The organism is Pseudomonas sp. FA117 (genome assembly GCF_057370475.1).
This window is the reverse complement of record NZ_CM170675.1, coordinates 2,984,802-2,999,324: the sequence shown is the minus strand read 5'-3', so window position 1 is coordinate 2,999,324 and position 14,523 is coordinate 2,984,802. Positions and strand designations below refer to the sequence as shown.

General features: G+C 63.4%; 18 protein-coding genes and 2 pseudogenes. 12 read left to right on the top strand and 8 right to left on the bottom strand.

Features of this window, described 5'->3' with window-relative positions:
- Positions 1-147: 147 nt before the first annotated feature.
- Positions 148-342: pseudogene (locus AC1TXO_RS13760) on the bottom strand (Tn3 family transposase); the annotation flags it as partial.
- Between the two features lie 157 nt (positions 343-499).
- Here AC1TXO_RS13760 and AC1TXO_RS13755 point away from each other — a divergent pair.
- Positions 500-718, top strand: a complete 219-nt coding sequence (locus tag AC1TXO_RS13755; protein WP_004574529.1) for a co-regulatory protein PtrA N-terminal domain-containing protein — start codon at positions 500-502, stop codon at positions 716-718.
- 152 nt (positions 719-870) lie between these two features.
- Here the strand turns inward: AC1TXO_RS13755 and merR are convergent, their stop codons facing one another.
- Positions 871-1,290, bottom strand: a complete 420-nt coding sequence (merR, locus tag AC1TXO_RS13750) for a mercury resistance transcriptional regulator MerR (protein ID WP_004574528.1) — start codon at positions 1,288-1,290, stop codon at positions 871-873.
- Positions 1,291-1,361: 71 nt separating this feature from the next.
- Here merR and merT point away from each other — a divergent pair, with 71 nt between their 5' ends.
- From merT to AC1TXO_RS13710, 8 genes are all read left to right on the top strand, one after another.
- Entirely contained in the window at positions 1,362-1,712 is a 351-nt protein-coding gene (gene merT / locus AC1TXO_RS13745) for a mercuric ion transporter MerT (protein WP_004574527.1), read from the top strand.
- 13 nt (positions 1,713-1,725) lie between these two features.
- Positions 1,726-2,004 carry a mercury resistance system periplasmic binding protein MerP gene (gene merP / locus AC1TXO_RS13740; RefSeq protein WP_004574526.1) on the top strand — a complete coding sequence of 93 codons (279 nt, stop codon included), beginning with the start codon at positions 1,726-1,728 and terminating at the stop codon, positions 2,002-2,004.
- Positions 2,005-2,016: 12 nt separating this feature from the next.
- A complete protein-coding gene (gene merC, locus AC1TXO_RS13735) occupies positions 2,017-2,448 on the top strand; it encodes an organomercurial transporter MerC (protein WP_004574525.1) in 432 nt (143 codons plus the stop codon).
- Between the two features lie 12 nt (positions 2,449-2,460).
- Positions 2,461-4,143, top strand: coding sequence for a mercury(II) reductase (gene merA, locus AC1TXO_RS13730; RefSeq protein WP_004574524.1), 1,683 nt, complete (start codon positions 2,461-2,463; stop codon positions 4,141-4,143).
- A gap of 20 nt (positions 4,144-4,163) precedes the next feature.
- Complete coding sequence (locus AC1TXO_RS13725; RefSeq protein WP_004574523.1) at positions 4,164-4,580, top strand: hypothetical protein; 417 nt, start codon at positions 4,164-4,166, stop codon at positions 4,578-4,580.
- Positions 4,580-4,942, top strand: a complete 363-nt coding sequence (gene merD, locus AC1TXO_RS13720) for a mercuric resistance transcriptional repressor MerD (RefSeq protein ID WP_004574522.1) — start codon at positions 4,580-4,582, stop codon at positions 4,940-4,942. The genes AC1TXO_RS13725 and merD overlap by 1 nt, the downstream gene beginning before the upstream one ends.
- A complete protein-coding gene (merE, locus tag AC1TXO_RS13715; protein ID WP_004574521.1) occupies positions 4,935-5,171 on the top strand; it encodes a broad-spectrum mercury transporter MerE in 237 nt (78 codons plus the stop codon). The genes merD and merE overlap by 8 nt, the downstream gene beginning before the upstream one ends.
- A 123-nt stretch (positions 5,172-5,294) precedes the next feature.
- Positions 5,295-5,507, top strand: a complete 213-nt coding sequence (locus AC1TXO_RS13710; RefSeq protein ID WP_004574520.1) for a DUF3330 domain-containing protein — start codon at positions 5,295-5,297, stop codon at positions 5,505-5,507.
- 137 nt (positions 5,508-5,644) lie between these two features.
- Here the strand turns inward: AC1TXO_RS13710 and AC1TXO_RS13705 are convergent, their stop codons facing one another.
- From AC1TXO_RS13705 to AC1TXO_RS13695, 3 genes are read right to left on the bottom strand one after another with little or no spacing between them, the layout of a single operon-like run.
- Positions 5,645-8,641 (bottom strand): Tn3 family transposase, encoded by a 2,997-nt coding sequence (locus AC1TXO_RS13705; RefSeq protein ID WP_004574519.1) that lies wholly within the window; start codon positions 8,639-8,641, stop codon positions 5,645-5,647.
- A gap of 3 nt (positions 8,642-8,644) precedes the next feature.
- Positions 8,645-9,055 (bottom strand): putative toxin-antitoxin system toxin component, PIN family, encoded by a 411-nt coding sequence (locus tag AC1TXO_RS13700; protein ID WP_004574518.1) that lies wholly within the window; start codon positions 9,053-9,055, stop codon positions 8,645-8,647.
- Complete coding sequence (locus tag AC1TXO_RS13695; protein WP_004574517.1) at positions 9,055-9,294, bottom strand: ribbon-helix-helix domain-containing protein; 240 nt, start codon at positions 9,292-9,294, stop codon at positions 9,055-9,057. The genes AC1TXO_RS13700 and AC1TXO_RS13695 overlap by 1 nt, the downstream gene beginning before the upstream one ends.
- A 201-nt stretch (positions 9,295-9,495) precedes the next feature.
- Here AC1TXO_RS13695 and AC1TXO_RS13690 point away from each other — a divergent pair, with 201 nt between their 5' ends.
- A complete protein-coding gene (locus AC1TXO_RS13690) occupies positions 9,496-10,422 on the top strand; it encodes a recombinase family protein (RefSeq protein WP_004574516.1) in 927 nt (308 codons plus the stop codon).
- A 107-nt stretch (positions 10,423-10,529) separates the two neighbouring features.
- Here the strand turns inward: AC1TXO_RS13690 and AC1TXO_RS13685 are convergent, their stop codons facing one another.
- From AC1TXO_RS13685 to AC1TXO_RS13675, 3 genes are all read right to left on the bottom strand, one after another.
- Positions 10,530-10,817, bottom strand: coding sequence for a helix-turn-helix transcriptional regulator (locus AC1TXO_RS13685; protein WP_073656513.1), 288 nt, complete (start codon positions 10,815-10,817; stop codon positions 10,530-10,532).
- Positions 10,818-11,587: 770 nt separating this feature from the next.
- Entirely contained in the window at positions 11,588-12,229 is a 642-nt protein-coding gene (locus tag AC1TXO_RS13680) for a DUF1109 domain-containing protein (RefSeq protein WP_021703084.1), read from the bottom strand.
- Positions 12,216-12,797, bottom strand: a complete 582-nt coding sequence (locus AC1TXO_RS13675; RefSeq protein WP_034011917.1) for a sigma-70 family RNA polymerase sigma factor — start codon at positions 12,795-12,797, stop codon at positions 12,216-12,218. The genes AC1TXO_RS13680 and AC1TXO_RS13675 overlap by 14 nt, the downstream gene beginning before the upstream one ends.
- Positions 12,798-13,012: 215 nt before the next feature.
- On the opposite strand from AC1TXO_RS13675, the gene AC1TXO_RS13670 reads away from it, so the two are divergent.
- Both AC1TXO_RS13670 and AC1TXO_RS13665 read left to right on the top strand, forming a co-directional pair.
- Positions 13,013-13,285 carry a BufA1 family periplasmic bufferin-type metallophore gene (locus tag AC1TXO_RS13670; protein ID WP_021703082.1) on the top strand — a complete coding sequence of 91 codons (273 nt, stop codon included), beginning with the start codon at positions 13,013-13,015 and terminating at the stop codon, positions 13,283-13,285.
- A 206-nt stretch (positions 13,286-13,491) separates the two neighbouring features.
- A pseudogene (locus tag AC1TXO_RS13665) lies at positions 13,492-14,520 on the top strand (methyl-accepting chemotaxis protein); the annotation flags it as partial.
- Positions 14,521-14,523: the final 3 nt, after the last annotated feature.

Sequence of the window (14,523 nt, the reverse complement as noted above, 5' to 3'; positions counted from 1 at the left end):
GGGTGCCATGTTTACTACCTATCCGCGTGCCGAAATAGCGTTTGACCTGCCCGATGAGCCAGCGTCTCCAGCCGGGCAAAGGGTGTGGAGCTTCGTTGAGCAGGAACTGATGTTGGGGAGCCCGCAGAATTCGGAAAAAATCGTACGCTAAGGTTTTCCGGGCAACCGTAGCGGCCTGAACTTCCCGTCCTCCAGCCTGCGGCTCTGCCGCCAGACGTAATCGCCGGTCAGGTTGATGTGTTCCCAGCCCAGCGGCGACAGGTATTGCAGCAACTCACCGTTCACCGGCTTGCCGACCTCGACCAACCCCTGAGTGGCGCGCTCCAGGTACACCGTGTTCCAGGGGTTTGGGGAGCAACGGAACAGAAAGTGCACTTAAGCCCTGCCATTTCCTCTCAGCGCCATAATCCAGGACCTTCATCTCCATCTCTCCTTGATTCCGTACTTAACTACGGAGATAGAGTCGGCTCGTGGGTAGAAAACCCGAGAGGAGGCTGTTATGAAATACCTAAGACTACTGCTGATAGTTGGTGCGACTCTGCTGTCATCCACCGTATGGGCCGAGAGCGGGAGCGACCGTTCAATCGAGCGAATCGCCGCTATGCGCGACAAGGCTGAGGCGGCCTTGGTGGCGGAAACCGCCAAGAAGATTGAGCAACTGGGGGCCACGGCGGCTGGCCGGGTCGAGGCGCAGCCCGGCTGTCCGCCTGCAAAGTAGAACATGAGCTGCTGATGCAGTACTAACCTGTGGCCTATGCAAGTGCTCCTTTGGCCATTCAGCGGCGCTCAATGAGCGCCGCTGTTTTGCCAAGCGCAAGCCGACCCCGGAGGTGCCTCACGCATCGGGAAATCCTCGGTTAACGCGCGGAGTCAGCGCAGTTCCTTTTCCCCCTGCAGCGAAACGATCAGCGGACAGGAAACCGTCCCGTGGCTCGCACAACAATCGTGAACCAGCCGCGCCAACACCGACTCGATCCGCCGCAGATCCGCGAGTTTCCCCCGCACATCCTCGAGCTTCTGCTCGGCGAGCACGCGCGCTTCGTCGCAGTGAGCGCCGTCATCCAATCGCAACAGCCCGGCCACCTCATCGAGGCTGAAGCCCAGTCGTTGCGCGGATTTGACGAATTTCACCCGGGCCACGTCCGCCTCGCCGTAGCGGCGAATGCTGCCGTAGGGCTTGTCCGGTTCGGGCAACAGCCCCTTGCGTTGATAGAACCGGATGGTTTCCACGTTGACCCCGGCCGCCTTGGCGAAGGCGCCGATGGTCAGGCTTTCCACAGTGTTTTCCATACTGCTTGACTCCGTACTTGACTACGGAAGTAACCTTAAACCATCGCTCACATGCTCGAAAGGAGAAATGCATGTCTGAACCATCAAACGGGCGCGCCCCTCTTGTCGCCGGGGGGCTTGCGGCGATTCTCGCCTCGACTTGCTGTCTTGGGCCGCTGGTTCTGATCGCACTGGGATTCAGCGGGGCCTGGATCGGCAACCTGACCGTGCTGGAACCTTACCGCCCGCTCTTCATCGGTGCGGCGTTAGTCGCGCTGTTCTTCGCCTGGCGACGCATTTTCCGCCCGGCTCAAGTCTGCAAACCGGGTGAGGTCTGCGCCGTGCCCCAGGTACGCACCACCTACAAGCTGCTGTTCGGGCTGGTAACGGCCTTGGTGCTGGTCGCGCTCGGCTTCCCCTACATCCTTCCCTTGTTCTACTGATCAGGAGTCCGCCATGAAAAAACTGCTTGCATCCTTCGCCCTCGCCACCCTAGTCGCCGCACCTGCCTGGGCGGCCACGCAGACCGTCACTCTGGCGGTGCCGGGCATGACCTGCGCCGCTTGCCCGATCACGGTGAAGAAGGCGCTGACCAAGGTCGAGGGCGTGACCAAGGCCGAGGTGAGCTATGAGAACCGCGAGGCCATCGTCACCTTCGATGATGCCAAGACCAATGTCCAGGCGCTGACTAAGGCGACCGAGGACGCCGGCTACCCGTCCAGCGTCAAGCAGTAGGCGGGCATTCCGATGGCAAACCCTTTCAATTTGTTCACGCGGATCGGTGACAAAGCCGGGTCCGTTGGCGTGCTGATTTCTGCCATAGGCTGTGCCTCGTGTTTCCCCGCCCTTGCCGGTCTGGGGGCCGCGATCGGTCTGGGCTTTCTGAGCCAGTGGGAAGGCCTGTTCATCACCACGCTGCTGCCGTTATTTGCCGGGCTGGCCCTGCTCGTCAATGCCCTCGGCGGGTTCAGTCACCGGCAGTGGCGACGCGCTGCGCCTGGCCTGATCGGCCCGGCCCTGGTGCTGATAGCGGTGTATTTGATGCTGGCTCACGGCTGGCGGAGCGGCTGGCTGCTCTATATCGGCCTGGCCCTCATGTTTGGGGTGTCCATCTGGGATCTCGTGTCGCCCGCCCACCGCCGTTGCTCCCCGACGTCCTGTCCGACTCCGCCAAAATGAAGGAATAACACTATGACCAAACTACAAATCGTCGGCATGACCTGCGCCTCCTGTGTCGAGCATGTGAAAGAGGCCTTGGAGAAGATCCCCGGCGTGCATCGGGCGGATGTTTCCTACGCCAGCGGGAAGGCCGAACTGAAGGTCGACGAGGGCGTAAGCCGTGAACAGATGCAGGCCGCCGTCGAGGCCCTGGGGTATCGAGCGGCGTTCGAAGACGCCACGGCACCTACCCGCTCAGGCCTGCTCGACAAGGCGCGGGGCTGGTTGAGCGGCAGCATTGGCGCCGGGAAAGATGGCGACAGGCTCCACGTGGCGGTCATCGGCAGCGGTGGCGCCGCCATGGCGGCCGCGCTCAAGGCGGTGGAAGGCGGTGCGCGCGTCACCCTGATCGAGCGCGGCATCATCGGCGGCACCTGCGTCAACGTTGGCTGCGTGCCCTCCAAGATCATGATTCGCGCCGCGCATGTGGCCCATCTGCGGCGCGAGAGCCCGTTCGACGCCGGACTGTCCACCACGAGCCTGACCGTCCTGCGCGAGCGGTTGCTCGCCCAGCAACAGGGTCGTGTCGACGAACTGCGCCACGCCAAGTACGAAGGCATTCTGGAGAGCACGCCGGCGATCACCCTGGTACGCGGCACCGCCCGTTTCCAGGACGGCCGCACGCTCAGCGTGGAACTGGCCGAGGGCGGCGAGCGCATCGTCGCCTTCGACCGCTGCCTGATCGCCACCGGCGCGAGCCCGGCCGTTCTACCGATTCCCGGACTCAAGGACACCCCGTACTGGACCTCGGACGAGGCGCTGGCGAGCGACACCATTCCTAAGCGGCTCGCCGTGATCGGCTCCTCGGTGGTGGCGGTGGAACTGGCGCAGGCCTTTGCCCGGCTGGGCAGCAAGGTCACGGTCCTGGCACGCAGCACGTTGTTCTTCCGCGAAGATCCGGCCATCGGTGAAGCGCTGACGGCAGCCTTCCGTATGGAGGGCATCGAAGTGCTGGAACACACGCAAGCCAGCCAGGTGTCCCACGTCGACGGCGAGTTCATCCTGAGCACCAATCATGGCGAGCTGCATGCCGACCGACTACTCGTCGCCACCGGCCGCACGCCCAACACCCAAGGCATGAATCTGCAAGGCGCCGGCGTGAAGCTGGACGAACGCGGTGCCATCCAGATCGACTCGGGCATGCGCACCAGTGCCCCGGATATCTATGCGGCCGGCGACTGTACCGACCAGCCGCAGTTCGTCTACGTGGCGGCGGCCGCAGGCACCCGTGCGGCGCTCAACATGACCGGCGGCGAGGCGAAGCTCAATCTCGACGCCATGCCGGCCGTGGTGTTCACCGATCCGCAGGTGGCCACCGTGGGCTACAGCGAAGCGGAGGCGCACCACGCCGGCATCGAGACCGACAGCCGCACCTTGACCCTGGATAACGTGCCACGCGCACTGGCCAACTTCGACACGCGGGGTTTCATCAAGCTGGTCATCGAGGAAGGTAGCGGACGGCTCATCGGCGTGCAGGCGGTGGCCCCGGAGGCGGGCGAACTGATCCAGACCGCCGCCATCGCCATCCGGGCGCGGATGACGGTGCAGGAACTGGCCGACCAGTTGTTCCCCTACCTGACGATGGTCGAGGGGCTGAAGCTCGCGGCGCAAACCTTCGCCAAGGACGTCAAGCAGCTGTCCTGCTGCGCCGGGTAATGAGCGCGCGAGGTTGAAGCATGAACGACACGGCAAGCGATCTCGGCAGTCGCGACAGCCTGCGCAAGACCTGGCAGGTAATCAGCTTATGGGGGCTGCCTGCCGTCGTGGCGACCATAGCGCTTGTTCTGGCGGATCGACGCCCTGCGTTGTTCCTGGCAGCGAGCGCCGCGCTACTCGTGATGGGCGGCGCCTGCCTGGTCAACGCCGCGCGCTGTCGCCGCCTTCACTGCTACATCACCGGGCCGTATTTCCTGATGCTCGCGCTGGGTGCGCTGCTGGCTTATGGGTTTGCCCCAAACGGCGAGTATCACTCCCGGCTGTGGTTGCTCCTGGCACTAGGGGTTACGCCATTGCTCATCTGGCTACCTGAACGCCTAGCCGGAAGGAAATATCTGAGCGCCCTAGTTTGCGGGGAAGACCGGGAGTGTCGGTGATGAATGCCTACACCATATCCAGACTGGCCGAGGACGCGGGCGTCAGCGTGCATGTGGTGCGCGACTATGTGCTGCGTGGCTTGCTGCACCCCGCGCGGCGCACGGAGAGCGGTTACGGCATTTTCGATGAGCGGTCCCTGGCGCGTCTGCGCTTCGTGCGCGCCGCCTTCGAGTCTGGTATCGGGCTCGACGAATTGGCACGGCTCTGCCGGGCGCTCGATGCGGACGATGGCGCCGACTTGATCGGCTGCGTCGAGTGCCTGCTCCGGCTAGTCACGGCACGGCAGGCGGCCTTAGCCGCAGTGGCAACCCAGCTGGCCGGGCTGACTCATTGCGCCGGCGAAGGTTCTGCCTATGCGTAACGCCGATCACGTTGAGTCAAGCAAGGTCTTCCGCTGGCGTGCTTACACCTGGGGCGTGCTCGCCGCGCTCACCTGCCCTTGCCATCTGCCGGTGCTGGCATTGCTGCTTTCGGGGACAGCGGCCGGCGCGTTCGTCAGCGAGCAGTGGAGCCTCGCGACGCTCGTGCTGGCGGTTTTCTTCATCCTCTTCCTGCGAGCGGCATTGCAGGCCTTTCGGAAGCGACCGTGACCCGCTCGGAGCACGGCGCGACCACCACTGCCGAGTTGGGCAGGGAGGCTGCAGGTCGATCGGCGCTCAGTCACGGGGGGAAAGCGTTGCTAGGTTTTCTTGGACGATGGAGGAACCCCCATCATGAACACAAACAACACCTCCACCATCAGCTGCTGCGAATGCTGCAAGGACATTCCCCTTGACGCCGCACTGACGCCGGAAGGTTCCGAGTATGTCGTGCACTTCTGTGGCCTGGAGTGCTATCAGCGTTTCATGTCGCGAGCAGATAAGAGGGCGGCATCCGAGCCTGATCACCCCTGCACACAAAAGGTCAGTACCCGTCAGGACGGCTAATTCGCGCTGCACCGGAAAAGTGGCTCTTGCTGGTCGCAGAAAGCGTGAGCCCGAGGACTCCGTCAGTCGCAATCCGTCTGAGCTGGAAGTGGCATCGAGTGCGGTGCCCGGCCGATTTCGAACCCAGGCCGTTACACCTACTGGTCGTCGTCCGGATTGCGCAGCGGCCGCAGTTCGCCGCGGGTAACCTCTTCCGGCACCGCGAAGGAGTAACGGCCCAGCATGTTGATGTGCTCGTGGATCAGTGGCGAGAGCCGCGCGACATCCTCCTCCAGCACCGGGTAGCCGTGCTGCCTGAGCCGTTCTACGGCCGCCGTCATGTAGAGGGTGTTCCACAGCACGATGATGTTCACCACCAGGCCGAGGGCGCCGAGCTGGTCCTCCTGGCCTTCGCGGTAGCGCTGGCGCAGCTCGCCGCGTTTGCCGTGGAACACGGCGCGGGCCAGGCTGTGGCGGCCTTCGCCCCGGTTCAGCTGGGTCAGGGTGGCGCGGCGCTTGGACTCGTCGTCGATGTAGGTCAGGGTGTGCAAGGTCTTCTCGATGCGACCGAACTCAGCCAGCGCCTGGGCCAGGCGGGTGGGACGATCCCCTGTTTGCAGGGTGCGCATGATGCCGGTGGCCGGCACTCGGCCGAGCTTGAGCGAGCCGGCCAGGCGTAGCAGGTCGTCCCAGTGCTCGGCGATCAGATCGAGCTTGACCGACTGCCGGGCCAGGCCGTTGAGTTTGCCGTAATCCGCCTCCGGGCGCGTGCGCCAGAAACGGGTACCGCCGACGTCGGCCAGGCGCGGGCTGAAGTGGTAGCCGAGCAGGCGGAACAGCCCAAACACCACATCGCTGTAGGCCCCGGTGTCGGTCATGATCTGCGTCGGCTGCAACTCGGTCTGCTGTTCCAGCACCACGGCCAGCAGCACCAGGCTGTCGCGCAGGGTGCCGGGCACGGTGATGGCGTTGAGGCCGGAGAACTGATCGGAAATCAAGTTGTACCAGGTGACGCCCCGGCCGGTGCCGAAATACTTCGGGTTGGGGCCAGCATGCACGGTGCGCACCGGTACCACGAAGCGCATGCCATCGGCGGAGGCGACCTCGCCGCCGCCCCAGACCTGGGCCAGCTCCAGTTGGCTCTGCGCCCCCACCAGAATGGCGTTTGCCACTGACAGCGTGTCGTCACGGATATAGTTCTGGCTGACCCAGGACAGCCGATCGCGGCGTAGCGCCTGATTGTCGGTGCGGATCAGCGGCTCCAGGCCGGTGTTGCAGGCCCCACCCAGCAGCACCGCGCAGAGGCTGGTGACCAGGTTGTCGGCCCGCGCATTGCGCTCGGACACATGGGTGAAGGCCTCGGCGAAGCCGGTGCGAGCGGCGATTTCCAAGAGGATTTCCGGCAGATCGACACGCGGCATCAGATCAGCCACGGCTGCTCGCAGTTGCAGCAGCGAGTTCGGCTCCTCCAGCTTGTCCAGTGTGCCGAGCGAGAGCTCGGTCTTGCCCTCGGCGTTCTCGCTCAGCTGGATCGCGGGGTTGTCGGGTAGGCGGGCCGCGACCGCCTGCCAGGTCGCATCCAACTCGGCGCTCAGCGCATCCAAGGTGGTGCCGGCGTCAATGGTCAGGCCCAGCGAGCGGCAGATGATCGGCCGCGCCGCCAGCCATTCGGCACCGTCGAGCAGGCCGAGACGCGGGTCGGCATAGCGCCAACTGGGCGAGACGAACACGTCGCGCCGGCGCAGGGCCGTGCGCAGCGCATCGAGCGTGCAGAACACATAGGCGCCCATGTCGAGGGAGCCATCCTCGCGGGTAATGTGCTTCTGCCAAGCCTTGGCCACGATCTCCTGCGGCGCGTCATCCTCCGGTTTCCGGCGGGGCAGGTTCAGCTGCAACCAATCCAGGCCGGCGACCACGCCTTTGCCGGCCGGGCTGAAGCCGAAGCGGATGTGCTTGAGCAGGTCGGGCAGGAAACGGCGCACACTGCGGTAGCGCGCCTCCAGGGCGAGAAAATACACATCGTCAACCGGGCGGATCAGCGCATTGACATCTTCCAGGGCTTTCTCCAGCGAGGCCCTCGGCAGGTCGTTGAACAGCCGGGCGCGCACGTTGTCATCGCTGATTGAGCTGTCCAGCACGACCTTGCACGCGGCGGCGAGCGTCGCCGCCGAGCGATCCAGGTCTTTCAGGCTGCGCATGCGGGCTTTCTTGTCGGCCTTCTCCGCGTTGCTGAACAGGTCGCGTAACAGCGCTTCCAGGACCTCCAGGGCGTCGTCGTGCGCGGTGGCCTCCAGGCACAGGGCGAACGCCACCAGTGTCGCCATCCGCCGCGACGCCGGCAGCCGGTTGATCGCCGTGACCTTGGCGGTGTTGGCGAAGCGAGCCAGGGCCGCGATACGGCTGGGCGGGATGTGCGCCGCCGCTGGCAAGGCGATGCCGATGCCGCGCACGTCATCAAGCCGGCGCAGCGCCCGAATCAGTGCGGGGCCACTGACCATCACCGGGCCGGAGCGCAGTTGATCCAGCCGGGAACTGCGGTTGCCTTCGGCGACCAGCAGCAAGTCCTGTAGCTGCTGCCGTTGCGCCTCGCTCACACTGCGGCCAAGGGTTAGCCAGAGGCGTTCTTCGACCCGGCTGCGCAGTTGGGCGATGAACCGTTCCAGAACGGTGACGCCGGGCAGTAAAACCTTGTGCGTCAGCAACCAGGTCGTCGCCCGATTGAACAACTCGCCAGGACGATCTGTCCCTGTCCAACAGAGCGCATACAGCCAGCGGGCAAGTCGAAAGCCGACGCTGGAATCAGCAAACACCCGATAGCCGTAACGCTCCTGAATCTCGGCGGCATGACGTTGACGTTGGCGGGTTTCGGCATAGGCCAGGATACAAGTTGGATCGGTAATGCCTAACTGGCGACTGAGCGCTTGCAGCACCTCTTGGGGGACGGCTGAAAAGTCGTCGGGAAAAGTGCCCAGGTAGCGGATGCTGGTCAGTTGGGTGGCGTAGCCAAGGCGGTTGTGCTCGCCGCGCAGCGGTAGGAGGATTTTGTGGTCGTCGTCGCTCAGGTGGAAGTAGCGTTCCAGCTCCTCACGACTGGGGGCATCGACATAGCGGCCAAAACCGTCGCGTTGCTCCTGGGTCAGAAAACCGACCGGCATCGATCACAGCACCTCGGCGCAGAACACGGCGGGCGTGACAATCCGCGTGCGTTCGATGTGCCCGCGTTGCAGCAGGCCGGCGCGGCGATCACCGGTCACCAGGTAGTCCGCATCGCCTGCCAGGGCCATGGCCAGCAGAAACGAGTCATCCGGATCATCGGCTTCGACCTCGATGGTCAGACGCTCCAGTACCACAGCCCGTTGCAGGTTATTGATCATGGCTCCCACTTTGGCGGGCTGAAGGATGGCCTGGAGCTTGGGGTAGCGGCTGGCTCGGCGGATTTCATCGAGCTGCATCCGCGAGGTCACTACCTCGAAACGCGCCGCCCGCCAGGCACGGTAGATCGCATCGGGCGCGCCATGCGGCGAGATCAGTGCGCTGAACAGGATGTTGGTATCCAACACGACCCGCATCAGCGCTTACGTGCCCAGTCGAGCGCTTCGTCAACCGCTTCGGTCAGCTCTGCCTCGCTCAGATGGGCATTAGCGGCCTTGGCCTGTTCGGCCGTCAGTTCCAGGATGTGGGCCCGCACCGCCTCTTCAATGAAGCGCGACAGGTCGCCTTTCCGGCCACCGCCCTGGCTGGCCAGAAACATCCGAAGCGACTGGTCGGTGTCGGCCGAGACGGCGACATTCCAGCGAATCGTATTCATGGCGTTCCCCGCTAGTAGGTGTTTGTGTGTTTATACGCCAATCACAAAGGGCTATGCAATGGTTCAAAAAAACCTTCGTTTTGCCGAACTTTAAGTGGACAGGAATCGGCTGGTTAACCTACCTGCGCTACGGTTCAAATAACTGGTACGCTTAATCAAAGTTCAACTATTACTAACGTAGTCGAGTAAACGGTACTTTTGATGAAGATCGGTTATGCGCGGGTGAGCACTCGGGATCAGAACGCCGACCTCCAGGTCGATGCCCTGAAACAGGCCGGGTGCGAACGCATCTATCAAGACATCGCCAGCGGCGCGAAAAGCGCCCGGCCGGAGTTGGACAAGTTGCTAGCCCATGTTCGAGCGGGCGACACCGTGGTGATCTGGAAGCTGGATCGCCTCGGGCGCTCCCTCAAACACCTGGTCGAGCTGGTCGGCGAGCTGGCAGAGCGCAAGGTCGGCTTGCAGAGCCTGAATGACCCAATCGACACCACCCACGCCCAAGGTCGCTTGGTGTTCAACCTGTTTGCCTCGCTGGCCGAGTTCGAGCGCGAGCTGATCCGCGAGCGGACTCAGGCGGGTTTGTCGGCCGCGCGGGCGCGGGGCCGGATCGGTGGCCGTCCCAAGGGCCTCCCAGCCAAGGCCGAGGCCACCTCCATGGCGGCCGAGACGCTGTACCGCGAGGGCCGCCTGAGCGTCAGCGCCATCGGCGAGAAGTTACACATCTCCAAGAGCACGCTGTACAGCTACCTGCGCCATCGTGGTGTTGAGATCGGCGCACACCAGAAGAGCGCCCAGCCGCGAGGTCAGCAACGCAATGTCGCGTCGCCGGCAGAGCCCGCCGCCGAGCAGGTGGCCACCGTCACGCTGCGCCTGGCGGTGGTGAACAACAGCAAGTTCGTTCGCGGCCGGAAACGGGCCAAGGAAAATATCGAGCGCTACTGCTTGGAGCCCTACAGTATGAAACGGCTGGAGTCGGGCAACTACGAACTGGCCATTCCGTATCGGAGCGACGATGAGCTGGACAAGACCGTGCATGACTTGCTGACCGAGATCAGCCAGGAAGCCGACATGCGCAACTGCTTTATCGAAGCCGATGCCTGGGAAGAAGGCTCTGAACGGCGCTGGTAGGGCTTAAGTGCACTTTCTGTTCCATTGCTCCCCAAACCCCATGTTCATTGAGAGTTAATCTATAGCTTGCTGCGATCAGGCTATTGGACTTTGTGACCTTATGGCACTTATGCATAAGTGCCTCCTCGCTGAGTCATTCGCTCGGACTTCCGAGGTCGACCAGGCTTTCGTTTTGCGACAGGCCCAGCAGAGTCAATTAAGTCGAGTTGAACAACATGCAGCTGCAGCCAACTCTCAACATCCGCACGACGCCACAATAGTCTGCCTGCACCAGGAATGCGGCAAACAGGAGGCAAGCGCGAGGGATTCTTTGAATGCTGGTTTTTGATGGTGCCGGTAGACCGGCCTAGGATCTCAGCGAGATCAGTAACGGTGAGAAGCTTTTCGAGCGACATGATTCATCCTCGCCCGACCAGAAGGTCAGGTTTGGATGGGTCCACGGCAGCGCTGGTGATTGAGCAAGTGGAACTGCTGCTTCAGTTCCAGGATGCGATCATCCAGACGCGGGGTTGTACCCACAGTCGCCCACGCTTTCCTCCGCACCGCGCCGATTATTTTCCGGCCCCATCAATGCCGGTAGCTTGGTGTCAATCAGGCGATTACCCCCGAGAGAGGGCATCCTTTCTTCCGTGACAGTCTCGTCCGCTTACTACTGCCACGGTGCCGGGCCGAGGGACCCTGCTAACCTTCATCGGCTGCCACACCATTAACAGATAGTGGGGGGCCTCAGGCCAGGGCATTTCTCGTACCTCGCCGGCGCGTTCGTATTCAGACTAATCATTGGCAGTCATCCGCGCAACCACCATGGCACACTTTTGTCACACTGAAGCTGTGAATAATGATGATTCAGCGTGATCGACGATTATCGAGAGCGCCGACGCAGCCCAGGGAAATAAAGGGATTTAACGCTTACAGGCTGTACTTTAAGGCCCCGGCATGACGCCAGGCTTTGCAGTTGCACTGCAAAGGCCCGACGGGGAAGGTTTCGCGGATCAGCTGGGGAGGCGTGGGTTGCATCGGGGTTCCTGCGGGTGGGTGGTGGTTTCTGGCAGGTGCAAAGGGTGAGCCCAAGGGGCGGCGTCATTCAAGCCCTGCCGCCGTGTTCATCGCGCCTGCGCAGCCCCGGCGCCCTGGCCCGGCAGCAGGTGTGCGCCGGGCGGGTTCGTTACCAGCGCAGCAGGTAGGGGCCGACGATAGCGCCGAACAGGGCGGGCAGCAGCATGCCGGACAGGTACCAGACGCCCCAGAACGGTACCTCCATTTCCGGGCAGTGCAGGCAGTAGGCCAGGGTTGCGGTGGAGCCGGCAAGCAGGCCGCCGCCTGCGCCTGCCAGGCGCAGACGGGTCGGGGCCAGGCCACGCAAGGCCCAGAACACCGAGATAAAACCCGGCACGGAAAGCATCGCGATGTTGAATGGGCATTCTTTCCAGCTTATGCCCAGCAGCATGGGCATGCGTGCCTCGGTCGGTGCTTGCCACAGGGCCGCTATCGCGGCCAGCCACACAACGATGATGGGCAGACACAGCGACGCCCAGGCCGCACCGCCTTCGACACCCGGCCGAGCCAGGCGCGTGGAAAGCCACAACGAGCCCAGGGCGAGACTCCCGGGCAAGGCGAGCTTGGCCCAGAACACCGGTGTGCGCGCCACTTCGGCCAGGTCTGGCCGCACCCCGAAATACAACGCCATCAGCACAACTGCCGCGACACCGCCGACGAGCAGTGCCAGGGCGAAACGCTTGGCCATGGCCAGCCTGTCCATTGCAGGCTCACCCGCAGCAAGCATGGAAATCAGGTCATCCGTTTTCATGGCTCTGTTTACCTCTGATCACCATCGCCAGCGCTTTCAGGCCGCGATGGATACCTACCTTGACCGCAGAACTGGAAAGACCGGTCAGTTGAGCCGTTTCCTCTACCGAACGGCCTTCCAGTTTCACATGAATGATGGGCAGACGCTGACGCTCGGGCAGGTGCTGTAACAGCTTGCCCAGATCACGCCGGGCCTCCGCCGGGCGGCTATCCTCCACCTCGAACATGTCTTCGTCCAGCGAATCGGACAGCGCATCGCGGCGGGCGAACGCACGGAAGTGATCGGCCAGCTTGTAGCGGGCGATCGCCTGCACCCACACGGTCAGCGGCTGTTCGGCGCGATAGGTGTGCCTTGCGTTGTGCACGGCCAGCAGTACCTCTTGCAACAGGTCCTCGACCTCTCCCGGGCGCTGCGCCAGGCGTCGGCGAAGGAAACCGCGCAGGTGCGAACTGAGCGCGGTGAGGAATTCGCGGTATGCGGCCTCGTCGCCAGCCAACCCACCCAGAAGCAATGACTGCAGGCGCTCTTCGCGCGTGGCCATGACCTCATAGCTTGTAGTTCGCTCCATTGGCCGCCTTAGTTACACCGCAGGTGGATATTTTTCATTGAGCCCAGACTGCATCATATCGGCCGCAACGCCAAAGGTTTCAATCGGCGCAGGTGCACCGAAAGAAATCTCAACATTTTTCTGCCGCGCTGTAACCGTATCGACTGCTACGACGAATTACCTGTCGGACCGTCACACCGAGCTGACGGCCATCCAGTCCATTACGGAGATATGCCATGAAAAGCATCGCCCTCGCTACCGCCGCACTCGCCCTCGCCTCCATTGCATCCACCGCCATGGCCGACAACCAGGCCACGCCAAGCGTGGAAAAATGCTACGGCGTCTCCCTGGCCGGCAAGAACGACTGCGCCGCCGGTGCCGGCACCAGCTGCGCCGGCACCTCCAAGGTCGACTACCAGGGCAATGCCTGGAAGAACGTCCCGGCAGGCACCTGCACCTCGATCAAGACCCCCAAGGGCATGGGTTCGCTCACGCCGATCAAGTCCTGACCCACGGGGTTGCCGACCACGCCCGCACGGCACCGATGCGTGGCGTGGCCGGCGCACCGCTTTAGCACCGCCTGCCCGTCACCACGCTGCGCCCATGCAGGCCGCAGCCCGGCGGGATGCAAGCACCAACGTTGTGTATTCCCTGACGCCTTGCCGATACGACAGGCAACGCGCCAGGCCGTTTCAACGATCAGGGAGCGTTCAGCATGTTCGCCGTAGTGGGTCGGTTCTTCGGTAAGTCAGTCCATGGCAAATTGACCCTGGGCTTTGGCGCGGTGCTACTGCTATCGATCACGCTGTCCGGGATCGCCCTGCGCAGCATCAATCAATTGACCGACCGCAGCGAAGCGCTGGTCGAGAGTGCCTCTCTCGCCACCCTGATCGCGGCGGTTCGCCTCAAGGAAAACGAATTCGACCGCAATGGCCAGAGCAGTGCTGCCCAGGCCTACACCCGCGAGGTCGAGAAGCTGGGTGCGCGGGTGAATGAAATCCGCGCCAGCCTGGGCCCCGAGGCCAGCGAAACCCTGGATCACATCAGCGCCGTGGCGGGAGACTACGAACAAGCATTCGACAAGCTGGTAACGGCACGCCACCAGGCGACAAGCGCAGAAAAGGCCATGCTCCCCGCCATCGAGGCCATCGAGCAGCACTTCGGCAATGTCCGCCAGGCACTGTTTGACCTGCTGCCGGGCGGCGACCCGCAGAGCATCGAGCGGGCGCGCATGATCGTTGAGCTCGAAACCATCATTTCCCGGCTGCGCGAGCAGGTCCAGAGCTACATCGCCCGCCCCACAGCCGAAGGCGAACAGCGGGTGGCCCAGACCGCCGACAGCATACGCAATCGCGGCAATGAACTGTGGGAGCGGCTACCCAACGACACCCTGCAGGCGCAACTGGTGGAAGGGTTGCGGGCCGTGCTGGCCTACCAGGACCGGGTAAAGGAGTTGCAAAGCAGCGTGAGCCAGAGCGAATCGGTGAAGCAGACCCTGCTCGCACACTCCGAGGAGCTGCAACGACTCGCCACGATCGCCTACCAGCAACAGGTGCAGGGGCGCGATACCGATGTGCGCTCCGCCCATGGCGAACTGCTGGTGGCCCAGGCACTGGCATTGCTGCTGGGCCTCGGCGCCGCCTGGCTGATCACCCGGCAGATCGTGCCGCAACTGCATCGGGCCCTGGCCCTGGCACGGCACATCGCCGCCGGGGACCTCACCGGCAACCTGGACCATCGCCTGCAC

Excerpts from the sequence above, each read along its gene's own strand:
- AC1TXO_RS13705 (WP_004574519.1), bottom strand. The coding sequence starts at position 8,641 with ATGCCGGTCGGTTTTCTGACCCAGGAGCAACGCGACGGTTTTGGCCGC.
- merE (WP_004574521.1), top strand. The coding sequence starts at position 4,935 with ATGCGTAACGCCGATCACGTTGAGTCAAGCAAGGTCTTCCGCTGGCGT.
- AC1TXO_RS13670 (WP_021703082.1), top strand. The coding sequence starts at position 13,013 with ATGAAAAGCATCGCCCTCGCTACCGCCGCACTCGCCCTCGCCTCCATT.
- AC1TXO_RS13695 (WP_004574517.1), bottom strand. The coding sequence starts at position 9,294 with ATGAATACGATTCGCTGGAATGTCGCCGTCTCGGCCGACACCGACCAG.
- merD (WP_004574522.1), top strand. The coding sequence starts at position 4,580 with ATGAATGCCTACACCATATCCAGACTGGCCGAGGACGCGGGCGTCAGC.
- AC1TXO_RS13755 (WP_004574529.1), top strand. The coding sequence starts at position 500 with ATGAAATACCTAAGACTACTGCTGATAGTTGGTGCGACTCTGCTGTCA.
- AC1TXO_RS13700 (WP_004574518.1), bottom strand. The coding sequence starts at position 9,055 with ATGCGGGTCGTGTTGGATACCAACATCCTGTTCAGCGCACTGATCTCG.
- merP (WP_004574526.1), top strand. The coding sequence starts at position 1,726 with ATGAAAAAACTGCTTGCATCCTTCGCCCTCGCCACCCTAGTCGCCGCA.
- AC1TXO_RS13690 (WP_004574516.1), top strand. The coding sequence starts at position 9,496 with ATGAAGATCGGTTATGCGCGGGTGAGCACTCGGGATCAGAACGCCGAC.
- merA (WP_004574524.1), top strand. The coding sequence starts at position 2,461 with ATGACCAAACTACAAATCGTCGGCATGACCTGCGCCTCCTGTGTCGAG.
- merT (WP_004574527.1), top strand. The coding sequence starts at position 1,362 with ATGTCTGAACCATCAAACGGGCGCGCCCCTCTTGTCGCCGGGGGGCTT.
- AC1TXO_RS13710 (WP_004574520.1), top strand. The coding sequence starts at position 5,295 with ATGAACACAAACAACACCTCCACCATCAGCTGCTGCGAATGCTGCAAG.
- merC (WP_004574525.1), top strand. The coding sequence starts at position 2,017 with ATGGCAAACCCTTTCAATTTGTTCACGCGGATCGGTGACAAAGCCGGG.
- merR (WP_004574528.1), bottom strand. The coding sequence starts at position 1,290 with ATGGAAAACACTGTGGAAAGCCTGACCATCGGCGCCTTCGCCAAGGCG.
- AC1TXO_RS13685 (WP_073656513.1), bottom strand. The coding sequence starts at position 10,817 with ATGTCGCTCGAAAAGCTTCTCACCGTTACTGATCTCGCTGAGATCCTA.
- AC1TXO_RS13680 (WP_021703084.1), bottom strand. The coding sequence starts at position 12,229 with ATGAAAACGGATGACCTGATTTCCATGCTTGCTGCGGGTGAGCCTGCA.
- AC1TXO_RS13725 (WP_004574523.1), top strand. The coding sequence starts at position 4,164 with ATGAACGACACGGCAAGCGATCTCGGCAGTCGCGACAGCCTGCGCAAG.
- AC1TXO_RS13675 (WP_034011917.1), bottom strand. The coding sequence starts at position 12,797 with ATGGAGCGAACTACAAGCTATGAGGTCATGGCCACGCGCGAAGAGCGC.